The organism is Roseomonas aeriglobus (genome assembly GCA_016937575.1).
GTDB lineage: Bacteria > Pseudomonadota > Alphaproteobacteria > Sphingomonadales > Sphingomonadaceae > Sphingomonas > Sphingomonas aerigloba.
In genome coordinates this window covers 17,660-30,339 of record JAFHKN010000003.1, presented here as the reverse complement: position 1 = coordinate 30,339, position 12,680 = coordinate 17,660, and the positions used below count along the sequence as shown (strand labels likewise).

The 12,680-nt window shown below is 65.8% G+C and carries 13 protein-coding genes; 6 read left to right on the top strand and 7 right to left on the bottom strand.

Going from position 1 to position 12,680, the window contains the following annotated elements:
• Window positions 1-53 precede the first annotated feature (53 nt).
• The 3 genes from JW805_18395 to JW805_18385 are packed head-to-tail and all read left to right on the top strand — an operon-like array spanning window position 54 to window position 1,980.
• A complete protein-coding gene (locus tag JW805_18395) occupies window positions 54-707 on the top strand; it encodes a ParA family protein (protein ID MBN2973979.1) in 654 nt (217 codons plus the stop codon).
• Complete coding sequence (locus JW805_18390) at window positions 704-1,030, top strand: hypothetical protein (protein MBN2973978.1); 327 nt, start codon at window positions 704-706, stop codon at window positions 1,028-1,030. Before JW805_18395 ends, JW805_18390 begins: the two co-directional genes overlap by 4 nt.
• Window positions 1,027-1,980, top strand: a complete 954-nt coding sequence (locus tag JW805_18385) for a replication initiator protein A (GenBank protein MBN2973977.1) — start codon at window positions 1,027-1,029, stop codon at window positions 1,978-1,980. The genes JW805_18390 and JW805_18385 overlap by 4 nt, the downstream gene beginning before the upstream one ends.
• Window positions 1,981-2,547: 567 nt before the next feature.
• Here the strand turns inward: JW805_18385 and JW805_18380 are convergent.
• The 5 genes from JW805_18380 to JW805_18360 form a co-directional block, all read right to left on the bottom strand.
• On the bottom strand, window positions 2,548-4,116 hold the full coding sequence (locus JW805_18380) for a type IV secretory system conjugative DNA transfer family protein (GenBank protein ID MBN2973976.1): 1,569 nt from the start codon (window positions 4,114-4,116) through the stop codon (window positions 2,548-2,550).
• On the bottom strand, window positions 4,116-4,400 hold the full coding sequence (locus JW805_18375; GenBank protein ID MBN2973975.1) for a hypothetical protein: 285 nt from the start codon (window positions 4,398-4,400) through the stop codon (window positions 4,116-4,118). The genes JW805_18380 and JW805_18375 overlap by 1 nt, the downstream gene beginning before the upstream one ends.
• Window positions 4,381-4,692 (bottom strand): conjugal transfer protein TraD, encoded by a 312-nt coding sequence (locus tag JW805_18370; GenBank protein ID MBN2973974.1) that lies wholly within the window; start codon window positions 4,690-4,692, stop codon window positions 4,381-4,383. The genes JW805_18375 and JW805_18370 overlap by 20 nt, the downstream gene beginning before the upstream one ends.
• Window positions 4,643-4,966 (bottom strand): conjugal transfer protein TraD, encoded by a 324-nt coding sequence (locus tag JW805_18365; GenBank protein ID MBN2973973.1) that lies wholly within the window; start codon window positions 4,964-4,966, stop codon window positions 4,643-4,645. Before JW805_18365 ends, JW805_18370 begins: the two co-directional genes overlap by 50 nt.
• Before the next feature lie 115 nt (window positions 4,967-5,081).
• The gene (locus JW805_18360; GenBank protein MBN2973972.1) at window positions 5,082-5,372 is read right to left on the bottom strand and encodes a hypothetical protein; all 291 of its coding nucleotides are present in this window, start codon (window positions 5,370-5,372) and stop codon (window positions 5,082-5,084) included.
• Between the two features lie 111 nt (window positions 5,373-5,483).
• On the opposite strand from JW805_18360, the gene traA reads away from it, so the two are divergent.
• Window positions 5,484-8,399, top strand: coding sequence for a Ti-type conjugative transfer relaxase TraA (gene traA, locus JW805_18355; protein ID MBN2973971.1), 2,916 nt, complete (start codon window positions 5,484-5,486; stop codon window positions 8,397-8,399).
• Window positions 8,400-8,462: 63 nt separating this feature from the next.
• On the top strand, window positions 8,463-9,131 hold the full coding sequence (locus tag JW805_18350; GenBank protein MBN2973970.1) for a hypothetical protein: 669 nt from the start codon (window positions 8,463-8,465) through the stop codon (window positions 9,129-9,131).
• Between the two features lie 156 nt (window positions 9,132-9,287).
• On the opposite strand, the gene JW805_18345 is transcribed toward JW805_18350, so the two are convergent.
• Together JW805_18345 and JW805_18340 are read right to left on the bottom strand one after the other, a co-directional pair.
• Window positions 9,288-9,659, bottom strand: a complete 372-nt coding sequence (locus JW805_18345) for a PRC-barrel domain-containing protein (protein MBN2973969.1) — start codon at window positions 9,657-9,659, stop codon at window positions 9,288-9,290.
• 157 nt (window positions 9,660-9,816) lie between these two features.
• Window positions 9,817-10,425 (bottom strand): cation transporter, encoded by a 609-nt coding sequence (locus JW805_18340; GenBank protein ID MBN2973968.1) that lies wholly within the window; start codon window positions 10,423-10,425, stop codon window positions 9,817-9,819.
• 330 nt (window positions 10,426-10,755) lie between these two features.
• Between JW805_18340 and JW805_18335 the strand changes: the two genes are divergently transcribed.
• Window positions 10,756-12,018 carry a cytochrome P450 gene (locus JW805_18335; GenBank protein MBN2973967.1) on the top strand — a complete coding sequence of 421 codons (1,263 nt, stop codon included), beginning with the start codon at window positions 10,756-10,758 and terminating at the stop codon, window positions 12,016-12,018.
• Window positions 12,019-12,680: the final 662 nt, after the last annotated feature.

Sequence of the window (12,680 nt, the reverse complement as noted above, 5' to 3'; positions counted from 1 at the left end):
CATACTAAGCGGTTAAGCAGTATAAATCGCTTAGCCGCTTAGTAGGAGCATATATGCAGGTCTGGGCTGTCATCGCGCAGAAGGGCGGACAATCAAAAACTACCCTGTCGACGGGCTTCGCCGTGGAAGCCGCTCGGGAAGGAGCGTCCGTCGTCATCCTCGATGCCGACGATCGCCAGGGATCGGCGCTCTACTGGTCGGAACGCCGCGACGACGACGACGTGATGGTGAAGGACAGCAGCGTCGCTGGCCTACCGCTCCACGTCTCGCGCGGGCGTAGCAGCGGCAAGATCGACCTCATCATCATCGACACGCCGGCGAACTCCAAGGACATTGCCTTGCTCGCAGCCGAGCAGGCGGATTTCGTCATCATTCCTGTCGCGCCGCGAGGGCTGGACGTTCATTCGGTGCTGCAGACCGTCAAGCAGGTGCAGCAGGCAGGCACGCCGTTCGCCGTCATACTAACGCAGGTTCCGCATCAGGGCGGGGAGGGGCAGGAGGCCCATGCCGGCTTCGCGGCGAAGGGCGTGACGATGTTCGACAGCCGCCTCCACTTCCGCAAGGATTTCTACAAGGCCACGCCGCTCGGCAGAACGGCGGCCGAGACGGACCCGGACAGCAAGGCGGCGGCCGAGTTGCGCGCCGCCTATAGCGAGGCTAAGCGACTAAGCGGCTTTACGACTAAGCAAGTAAGCGAGGTTGGATGATGGCGAAGAAAACTTCCGCGCTCGCCGGCATCTTCGATGACGAGCCCGAGGCACCGGCTCCCGTGGCCGACGCACCTCCCGCGCCGCAGCCCGCCGCCCCGCGCCGGTCGCGGCGCACGGCCGAACCACCGGCCCCGGCAGCACCCGCCCGGCGCAGCAGCCATCCCGGCAAGAAGCCGGTGCTGATCCACATTCCCGAGGACATGCACCGCACGCTGCGCCAACTCAGCGTCGAGGAGGGCGGGGAGCCCCTTACCGTCATCACCGAGCGGTTGCTGCGCCAGTATCTGGTCCAGCGGGGACATACCAGGTTCGCGCCGTGAGCAAGCGGCGCGATCCCAATCCCGAGTTCGATCTGTTCATTCCGGCGCTCGGCGATCTTCCGCTCAAGGACCAGCGGGAGGTCATGGAGCGGCCGTTCTTCTCGCTCCAGAAGCGCAAGCGGCTGAAGCCGATCGAGTATCGCAGCCCGGATGGCGATGCCTGGGTGCGCGTCCAGGCCATTCCCGACTACGGCATGGCCACGATCTGGGATGCCGATATCCTGATATGGGCTGCGTCCACGCTCAACCGCATGAAGCAGCAGGGGCTGAACGATCTGCCCCGCACGCTGACAACCACGCCCTACGACCTGCTGCGGGCGATCAAGCGCAGCACAGGGGGCAGGGACTATCAGGAGCTGCAAGCCGCGCTCCTCCGGCTACAGACGACCTCCATCACGACTTCGATCCGCGCCACGAAGCGCCGGCAGAAGGCCGGCTTCAACTGGCTCGATAGCTGGACCTTCGACACCGACGCCGAGACGGAGCAGCCGCGTGGCATGACGCTGACCCTCTCGGATTGGGTCTATGAGGGCATCGTCAACGAGAAGTCACTGCTCACCATGCACCCCGACTATTTCCTGCTCTCCGGCGGGCTTGAGCGGGCGCTGTATCGTATCGCCCGCAAGCACGCCGGCACGCAGCGCGGCGGATGGGTGTGCCGCGTCGAGTTGCTTCGCGACAAGACCGGCAGCGACGCCCAGCCCAAGGAGTTCAATCGAATGCTCCGGCGCGTGATCGAGGCCGACCAACTCCCCGACTATGCGATGGAACTGACCGAGACGACGGATAAAAGTCCGGCCGTGCTCTTCAGACTTCGCGGCGAGGCCGAGGCGCTTGCGCTTGCCGAGAGGATGCGTGCCGAGGAGGAACGGCGCGCCCGTTTCGACGCCGAGCGCAAGCGGGCCGAGGAGATCGACGCGCACATGGACCGGCTTGCTGGCCGACGCTGACTATCGGGGTTTCACACACCGCAGCTCCAACTATCGGGGGATCACCCACCGGCCAGCGATGCTGCCTGGGCCCTGACACGCTCCGGTTGATGCCTGAGCCCAGTCAGGCTGTGGATAACTGGCGCGGGAAGACCTCTTTTCGGCTCCAGAGTCTCGGGGTTTCACACACCATGGCGTCGGGGTTTCACCCACCGGACTATCGGGGTATCACACACCGAATCACGGGGTTTCACCCACCGGACGACTCAGTAAGTGATTGATTGTAAAAGCAAGATTCCGGTTTTTTGGCGGCTTAACTTCTTTAACGATTCCTATTTAACAGAATCTCTTAACCGCGGGCGCATCCCGATCGCAAAACCAAGAGAACAAACGGAATTGGCCTACGGCCAATGCGCTTTCGATCCGTGCCGGCTAACGCCGTCACCAGAGCGGCCTATCGGCCGCAGGGCTTCCGAAAGAAGCCAAGCGAAACCGGCGGTGTGTGCCTTCAGCGTTCCGCCGGCGGCGAGGGAGGTAGGGCGCTACCCCAAAGCTCACCGTTCGACCTTCCAGGAATGGTGTGTGCGATCACGCCGGATCGAACAGGCCGGCGAACTCGCGCTGGTCATAGTAACGGATTTTGGAGGCCCAGAGCGGGCGTTCCCCCTGGCGCAGCAACAGGAGCGTATCGGCCGGCATCCGCATGATTTCGTCGGGCGTGACGAGCCGCCGCGCCGTGACATGCGTGCTGACGCTTTCCGAGGGACCGGCGCGATTTTCACCCCAGCCCGTGCCGCGCGACGTGCTGAGGGTCGCATATTCCAACGTCGTGTCTCCAATCGTGCGCGAGAGCATGTCGGCGGTGGCGTGATCGTTGACCCCGAACGTCTGGATCACGCCGGCATTGGACAGGAAGGTGCCGGCGCGCTCGCCATAGAGGGCGCGGAGCTGGTGCATGTCCTGGAGGATCGGCCAGAGCTGGAGGCCGTAGCCCGCCATCAGCCCCATCGCGCGCTCCACCGGCTCCAGTCGGCCGAGGGCGGCGAACTCATCGAGCAGGAACAGCACGGGGCTTGTCGGCCGGGCAGGGGAGCGCGCCATGTCGGTGACAGCCTGCGCGACCAGCAGCCGCAGCCAGCGGGCATAGGTATCGAGCCGATCGGGCGGCAGGCACAGGAACACGGTGCCGGGCTGTTCCTTCAGGTCCGCGAACCGGAAATCGGAAGCCGAGGTGCTTTCGACCAGGCGCGGGCTGTCGAGAAAGTGGGTGTGGCGCTGGGCGGATGACAGCACGCCCGCCGCTTCGCGATCGGATTTGCCGAGCTGGCGATTGGCGGCGCGCGCGATCAGGCCATGCGCGCCGGTGCTGGCCTGCATGTCCGCGAGCAGCGCGGCGAAAGCGGCGGGATCGCGGGTGAGCTTGTCGCGCACGGTGGCGAGCGTGGCGCGGACAGGCGGCTCGTGGACGACGGTGTGCAGGATCACGCCGGCGATCAGCGCCTTGGCTTCCTCGTTCCAGTGCGCCTCGCCCGATTGCCCCGGCGCATCATGGACCAGCGCGTCGGCGATCGTCTGCGCATCTTCCGCGAGGTCTGGGCTGGCGGGATCAAGCTGCGCCAAGGGGTTGTAGCGGGCCGCAGGACGCCCGGAGACGCCGAAGGGGTCCAGGCACCACACAAGGCCCTTCCTCGACCTCGCACGGGCCGTGACGCGGGCATTCTCGCCCTTGGGGTCGATGCAGACCACCGAGCGGTCGAGCAGGAGCAGGTTGGGGATGATCGTGCCGACGCCCTTGCCCGATCGGGTGGGTGCTATCGTCAGCAGGTGTGCCGCGCCGTCATAGCAGAGCAGCTTGCCGGATTCCTTGCCGCGACCGATCAGGAGATCTCCGCTCGTCTCCAGCTTGCGCACGTCGGCGCGGTCGCCAAAGCGGGCCGAGCCCAGCAGCTCATTGCGACGCTTGCCGGCCCGGCTGTTGATCCACCAGGTTGCGCCGATCAGGCCGACCAGGACCAGGAACGACACGGTGCCGGAAATCTGTCCGACGCCGAAGATGCCTTCCAGCCATCGCGCGGTCGCATAGGCCGCGACGAACGAGACGACGATCGCGAGCCGCCAGCTGATCGGCCGACGCCCGCCGATGAGCGGCCCCGCCATCAGCAGACCCGTTCCAGCGGCGTGATCGCCAGCGCCGGATCGGCGTCGGGATGGGCCAGCAGCTTGAGGACGATTTGGGTGGCGAGGGCAGGGGGCACGGCCTCGTCGCGTAGCATGTCGAACAGCAGGTGCTCGTCCGTTTCCAGCGCCATGCCTTCGATGGCGAGATTGGCGCGCGAGTCCGCATCATCGTCGCGCCACATGGCAACTTCGGCCGGGGTGCCGCGCACGAAATCCAGGGCGCGGATTTGCCTGCGGATCGCCTCAATATCCAGGAGCGCCATCGCCTCTCTCCGTCACTTCGCTTTCCGCGTCGAACGCGCGTTTGCCGCGCCGCTTCCAGAGTGTGAGCGTGTCGCCCGCATCGTCGCTGCGAGCGCGGCCGACCAGCTCAAGCAGCGCGCCGTAGATCGTCGCGCGATCGTCGTCGGCGAGTTCGACCAGGCCGGCTTTCTGGACGAGGCCGCCCAGCTCGATCAGGTGACGGGTGCGTTCGCGGCGTTGCACGACCCAGGCCCGCGTATCGTTACGACGCTGCGCCGCTTCCAGACGCTGGATCAGCGCCCGGTTGCGCATTGCCGTCGTCGCCGTTGCTGCCAGCAGCCCGGCCAGTTTTGCGCGCGCGCCGCTGAAAGAAGGCAGCGCCTTTCACGCGCCACGCCTCCTTCGTTTCCGCATTCTTCAACGCGACGGCATCGAGCAGCGCACCGGCTAGCGTTTCCATGTCGAGCGCATCGGCCCCGGTGGCGGTGACGAGCTGGCCGAGCTGCTCGACACGGCGCGCCTTCAAGGCACGCGCCTTGTCCTCCAGCGCCTTCAGCTCCGCATCGTAGTTTCGCACCTTTCGCATATCCGTTTCTCCCTCAGAAGATTGCGAACACGAGATGAAGCACCGCTGCCAGCTCGGCGGCGGTGACTGGATGGTCGATGTGGCCGATCACCGCGCCGGCATCATCGGTAATCTGTCATTCCTCGAAGGCCGCGAGCTGAGGGCCTGACGTTCCAGCACAAACCCTGCCGCGATCGATGCGAGCGAGTTGCATGCTGCCCATGCCTTTGAACACGCGATCGCCTGCAATGTAGAGGAGCTGAATCCGGCCCGAGCCGCCGTAAACCTTGTCATTGTCGATCGAAGCGATTTGCGTGTCACCGTCACCCTTAAGCAAGCGCATGCCGTCGATTGTGGCGACAGGTGCCTCGCCTGATTCCCTGTAAATCCGGATCATCGTCATGTCGCCTTCCTTGAAGGGCAGCATGCCAGCCTCACCGAGAGACAGCAAGTCAATCAGCAGGAGCGAAGCGGAGGATGAGTGCGCGCTTATACGTCGTTGCCGACGTGCGCTAAGTAAGGCAGTATCGCAGGCGTCATGGCGATCTACCATTTCTCCGCCAAGGTTGTGAGCCGCGCGAACGGATCGAGCGCCGTTGCGAGCGCCGCCTATCGTTCCGCATCCGAGCTGCACGACGACCGACTCAACCGCGATCACGATTTCTCGAACAAGGCGGGCGTCATCCACTCCGAGGTGATGTTGCCGGAAGGCGCGCCGGAGCGTTTAAACGATCGCACGACGCTGTGGAACGAGGTGGAGGCAGGCGAGAAGCGCAAGGACGCGCAGCTTGCCCGCGAGGTGGAGTTCTCGATTCCGCGCGAGATGAACGAGAAGCAGGGCGTCCAGCTCGCCCGCGATTTCGTGAAGAAGCAGTTTGTCGATCGCGGGATGGTCGCGGACCTGAACGTGCATTGGGACAAGGCGAAGGACGGCACGCCCAAGCCGCACGCGCATGTCATGATGACGATGCGCGACGTAGGGCCGGAGGGGTTCGGAAAGAAGAACCGCGACTGGAACAGCACCGAGCTGTTAAAGGACTGGCGCGAAGCGTGGAGCGCGCACGTCAATGAGCGCATGGCCGAGCTTGGGCTTGAGGGTCGGATCGATCATCGCTCCTATGAGGCGCAGGGGATCGGGCTGGAGCCGCAGCACAAGATCGGACCCGCAGCATCACGGCGACCAAGCCAAGGGCTTGAGGCGGAGCGGATCGAGGATCACACGCGCATCGCCCGCGAGAACGGTGAGCGGATCATCGCCAATCCCAATGTCGCGTTGGACGCGATCACGCGGCAGCAGGCCACGTTCACCACCCGCGACCTTGCGACGTTCGCGTTCCGGCATAGCGACGGCAAGGAGCAGTTCGACCAAGTGATGGGGGCGGTGCGCGCCAGCCCCGAGCTGGTCGCATTGGGGAAGGATGGGCGCGACCAGGAGCGGTTCACGTCCCGCGAGATGATCGCGACCGAAGCACGGCTTGAGCGTGCTGGAGACGAGCTGGCGGCGCGGAGGGATCATGGTCTCCCGGCCGCGATGCTGAGCAGAGCGAGCGCCGCTGCCGGGAGTGAAGGACTCGTGCTCGGAGACGAGCAGCGAGCCGCGCTGGAGCATATAACCGGGCCAAGCGGCATCGCCAATGTGATCGGCTATGCCGGCACCGGCAAATCCGCCATGTTGGGCGTCGCGCGCGATGGATGGGAGCAGGCGGGCTACACCGTTCGCGGCGCGGCGCTGTCCGGCATTGCGGCCGAAAATCTGGAGGGTGGATCGGGCATAGCCTCACGCACCATTGCCAGCCTTGAACATGCGTGGGGGCAGGGGCGCGAGCAGCTGGGTCCGAAGGACGTGCTGGTCGTGGACGAGGCCGGCATGATCGGCTCGCGCCAGATGGAGCGCGTGTTGAGCCAGGCCCGCGACGCCGGGGCCAAGGTCGTGATGGTGGGCGACCCCGAGCAGTTGCAGGCGATCGAGGCCGGCGCGGCGTTCCGCAGCGTCGCCGAGCGCCACGGCGCGGCCGAGATCACCGAGATACGCCGGCAACGCGAGGATTGGCAGCGCGACGCGACGCGCGCGCTGGCGACCGGGCGTACGGGCGAGGCAATCCATGCCTATGACGACAAGGGCATGGTCCACGCGGCCGACACGCGGGAGCAGGCGCGCGGCGAGCTGGTGGACGGTTGGGATCGCGCGCGCCAGGCCGAGCCGGGCAAGACCCGCATCATCCTCACCCACACCAATGCCGAGGTGCAGAGCCTCAATGGCGAGGCGCGCGACCGATTGCGCGCATCCGGCGACCTTGGCGACGACGTGACGGTGAAGGCCGAGCGCGGCGAGCGCCAGTTCGCAACCGGCGACCGCATCATGTTCCTGCGCAACGAGCGCGGCATGGGGGTGAAGAACGGTACGCTCGCAACGATCGAGCGGGTATCGCCCGAGGGCATGGCGGTGCGCCTCGATGACGGGCGCGGGGTCGCGTTCGACACCAAGGACTATGCCCATGTCGATCATGGTTACGCGGCGACGTTCCACAAATCGCAGGGCGTGACGGTCGATAGCGCCCACGTCCTCGCCACCCCCGGCATGGACCGCCACAGCGCCTATGTCGGGCTATCTCGGCACCGCGACGGCGTGCAGCTTCATTATGGCCGCGACGACTTCGCCGATCAGCGCCAGCTCGTCCGCGCCCTGTCGCGTGATCGGGGCAAGGAGATGGCGGGCGACTATGCTCGGCCCGAGCAGGACCAGGCCCGCGCGTTCGCCGATCGGCGCGAGATCCGGTTCCCGGAACGCGCGCGCCAATTGGTGGCGAAGGTCCGCGACAAGGCCAGGGGCATGTTCGACGGCTTCCGGCCGAAACCGGCAGCGGAGCGGGCGACGTCGCCCGAGCGTGTCGCGGCCGATCGATCGCTGGCACCCTCGCAGGCCCGCGCGATCGAACGCTATGGGCGCGCCGCAGCGGATATAGGCCGGATGCGGGATAAGGGCTTGCCGGTGCTGGCGCACCAGGAACAGGCGCTGGTGAAGGCCGGCGACGCGCTCGACCAGGTGCGGCCGCACGGCGCGCGCGACCTCGCCAGCGCGATCGAGCGTGACCCCCGGCTCGCACGCGACGCGGCCGAGGGGAACACGGGCGGCGCGGCGAAGGCGATGGAAACCGAGCGTCAGGTCCGCATCGACCCGGAGAAGCGCGCGGGCCGGTTCGTGGAGCAGTGGCAGGGCATGAAGGAGGCAGTCGCCAGCATGGAGCGTGCCGGCGACCGCGCGGGCGCGGAAAAACTCGGCAAGCGCATGGAGGCCATTGCGGGCGGGCTGCATCGCGACCCGCAGCTCGAATCCGCGCTGCGTCGCCGCTTGCCCGAGTTGGAGCTGAAAATGGAGCGGAGCCGGTCAATCGGGCAGGAGCTGGCGCGGTCGCTCAGCATCGGGCGTGACCGCGACCGTGGTATGAGCCGGTAAGGGGGACAGGTGGCGGACGAGGACGACCAGGGCGGAGCAGACGCGGCCGAGGCGTTTGAGGCCATGCGCGGCGAGCTGGCGTTGTTGCGCCGCGCCGTGGAGGGCTTGGCGGCCGAGCGCGGCGCGATCGACGTGCCCGACTATACCGAGACGTTGGGCGAGTTGCAGCGCGGCTTGAACACGGCGGCCGAAAATATCGGGCGCATCGGTCAGTTCCTGAAAACAGCGCCGGCGCTGGCGATGACGCCCGAGCAGATGACGCAACGCATCGTCGCAGCCGGAGCTGCCGCTAGGCGCGAGGATCAGGCCGCGCTGGCGACCGCGAGGAAGGGTCTGGACGACATGACGCGGCAGCTTCACGCCTATGTCGTGTCCGGGCGGACCGGCGACCAGCAGAACCGTTGGTTGGGGTTGGTGGCAATCGGCGGCGTCCTCGTCGGGGTCGTGCTATGGACGTTGCTCGCGGGGCCGATCTTGCGGGCGACGCCGGATAGCTGGCGATGGCCGGAAAGCATGGCGGCGCGGACGCTTGGCGGGTCGGCATGGGAGGGCGCGCGCCGGTTGGCGACGGTGAACGGGCCTGACACCTGGAACGCGATGGTGGCGGGCGCGGTGATCGGCCGGGGCAACGAGGAAGCGCTTGAGCGCTGCCAGCGAGCGGCGAACAAGGCGGGCGAGCCGGCGCGATGCACGGTCAGGATTAGGCCGGAGGAGCCGAGGGCGACGGACTGATTGATTATCAACGTCAGCAGCGCGGCGAGGTCGCGTCGACCAGGCAAGCCACCGAAGCGGCGCGGGCGTCTAATCGGGCGTGGGTCGCGGGCACGATTGCGCCTCTCGCGCAGTCAGGAGAATGATGGGCGGCGGGCCAACCCGCCGCCCATCAGCTCAGTAATTGTAGCTCGACCCGTAATAGCCATAGACCTGTTGGCCGTAGGCCCGATCGAATGCCGGCTCGTTGCCGGCGCTGTAGCGCGGGCCGCCTTCAAGCTGTTCCTTGGTAAGATTGACGACATAGCCGCCCTTGTCGGTATCGTAGGTGAGCTGATCCCAAGGCAGCGGGTGATAGTCGTCGCCCATGCCCAGGAAGCCGCCGAACGACATGACGGCATATTCGGCCTTGCCCGATCGCTTATCGACCATGAAGTTGTAAACCGAGCCGAGCTTGTTGCCCTCGCGGTCATAGACGGCGGTGCCCTCGACCTTGTTGGAGGCGATCAGACGATCGGTTTCGTCGGTTTCCACGTTGTTGTCAGCCATGCAAATTCTCCTTCCTTGGCCAGAACGAAGGAGCCCGGCAGGGTATCCGACCGAACGGTTGCAGCCGGACGGATTGCGAACCCGGTGCATCGCTCTTGGGTGTGCCGTTATCTAACTATCCGACGAGCGCCTGCGCCGATCTACGCAACAGAGCCGGTCATGATGTCCTGCCCTCGTCGTTCTTGGTTTCAGCGCGTGCGTCGCGCAGGATTTCGATGCCGCCCTTGATCGCGATGAGGGCGGTCGCGAGCCCGACCAGCAGGTCGGGCCAGTTGCTTCCAAGCCAAAACACCAGCACGCCGGCGATCAGGATGCCCCCGTTCGAGATGAAGTCGTTGAAGCTGAAGGTGGTGGCGGCGCGGAGGTTCACGTCCTTCTGCTTCAGCCGCTGAAGCAGCCGCAGGCAGATGTAGTTCACGACGCCGGCAACCGCCGACATGACCATCATCGTCGGCCCGATCGGTTCGCTGCCCTGGATATAGCGGCGGCCGACGTCAATCAGGATGCCGCCGGCGAAAATCAGCAGCATGACGCCCGACGCGGTCGCGGCGCGCCTCTTCCAGGTCTGCCCGTGGCTGAGCGCTATGAGACTGAGCGCGTACACGGCCGTGTCCGACAGGTTGTCCACGCCGTTCGCGATCAGGGCGCTGGAGTCCGCAAAGAGCCCGGCGGCGAAGAAGCCCGCTGCAATGGCGACGTTCAGCAGCAGCACGATCCAGAGCGTGCGTCGTTCGTCCGGTGCTTGACGATCGGTAGCGGCAGCCATCCTATAATCTCCTCGAACGTCAGCAGTGCGAGGACGCCGACTAAAAACGTTTAATTGATAGCGGGGTATCGAGTTTCCCTGCGGATTGCGAAGTGTCATAGCCGGCATCAGAGTGCGGCTTATGAGGCAAGCTTACCGACCAACGCCGAGCGCCATCGTTTGGTCTGTCCTCTTTACTCAGGTGCGGTCAAGCTTTCAGCCGATCCTGTGGCCGGCTTTCAACTTGGCGGATGTGGCGGCGCGGTTCAGGAGCAGTGACACTACTTTTCGACGACCGATGGACCGCACATCGTGATGCCCGGACCGCGGGGGGAGACGAGCATGACGAAGATGCCTCAGGAACCGACCCTCGACGCGACGGCTCGATTGCTGCGCGATCCGTACCGCTACATCGCGACACGGTGTCGCCGCTATGGGTCCGACGCTTTCAGGACCCGCCTTCTGCTCCGGCCGACCATCTGCATGAGCGGCTCCGATGCCGCCGAGCTCTTCTACGACGAGGCGCGGTTCGCGCGTCAGGGCGCGATGCCCGAGCCGGTTCGGGCGACGCTGCTCGGCAAGGGCGGCGTTCAGGGACTCGATGGCGAGGAACACCGCCACCGCAAGGCGTTGTTCGTATCGCTGATGACCCAGGACCGGGTGGTGGCGCTCGGCACTCGATTCGGCGAGGAGCTTGCCGTCGCCGCGACCCGATGGCGCTCCAGGAGCGAGATCGTGCTATACGATGCGCTACACGAGCCTCTTGCGCGCGCCGTGTGCGCCTGGGCGGGCGTGCCGCTCGCCGAAACCGAAGTGCGCCGTCGAACCCGGCAGCTCGTAGCCATGTTTGATGCCGCGGCGAGCATCGGCCCTCGGCATTTGCGCTCGCGCTTGGCCCGCCGCCGCGCCGAGCGCTGGCTGTCTAATCTCATCCACGACGCCCGCGTCTCTCGCATCGAGACGCCGCCAGGGTCCGCCCTCGGCGCGATAGCCTCGCACCGCGATCTTGGAGGGCAGCCCTTATCGCTCCGCATCGCGGCGGTCGAACTCCTGAACGTGTTGCGGCCAACAGTCGCGGTGGCGGTCTTCATCACGTTCGCCGCGCACGCGCTTCATCTGCACCCCGAGTGGAGGGCACGCTTCCGCGCCGGCGATGACACCGACCTGGATGCGTTTGTTCAAGAGGTGCGGCGCTTTTACCCCTTTTTCCCGGCTGTGGCGGCACGGGTGCGCACCGGGTTCACGTGGCGAGGCATGCACTTCCCGAAGGGGCGGCGCGCGATGCTCGACCTGTTCGGCACGGATCGCGATGCGCGCACCTGGTCGGGGCCGGACGAATTCCGTCCGGAACGCTTCCAAGAGGATGATGGTGGCGCATTCGGCTTCATTCCTCAGGGGGGCGGCGAAGCGCATGTCCATCATCGCTGCCCGGGCGAACCGGTCACGGTCGAGCTGATGAAGATTGCAGTCCGCTTTCTGTCCACGGAAATCACCTACGATGTGCCCGAGCAGGACCTCGGCATCGCTTGGTCCCGTTTACCGGCGCTCCCGCATAGCGGCATGATAATTCGTGACGTTCGGGCCGCGACAACCGGTCCAAGGCACATTCTATAACGAGGGCGATCTTATGTGATGAGCGCCACTTTGCCTGGCGTGTTCGATGCTGCCGCCATTCTTATCGCGCTCGCGGCGGTGCTTGGCTACGTTGTTCGTTCATGACTGCTCGGCGGCGGCCGGAGCGGCGTGCGACGGATAGGCTTCGGGGTGACTGGTGAAGAGGCCCACCGCCAACAGATGCCCCGAGTGACTTCGCGTTCGCTGCCACCACCGCGGCCGATAGCGCCAGATACGCCCAGGACAGCCATGTGAGGCTCGCGATCGTTTGGGCCTCGCCGCCGAGGAAGTTCAGCGTGAGCCCGACTTCGACGGTGAACAGGCCGGCCAGCGCTAGCGCCCCCCATAGGCCGAGCCTCAGCCGGAGCAGCAGCGCGATGCCGAATAGCTGTAGCGGCTCGCAATGATGATCGCCCGGAACTGCAATAGATGTAGCGGCTCGCAATGATGATCGCCCGGAACTGCAATATAGGGCGGTTTTCGGCTCGCATTGCGTGAGACGGATCGATGCGGGGAACGCACGCTCCGTGAGACAGAAACCACATTCGGTGCGACCGACGCGCAATGCTGATCCGTTGGCTTACGGACGGCAAAAAGCGGTGGTTAGCGCCCGGGCAGCTTTCCGAGCCGGCATGGTCGAATACCGCCGCCCTCCCTCCGAG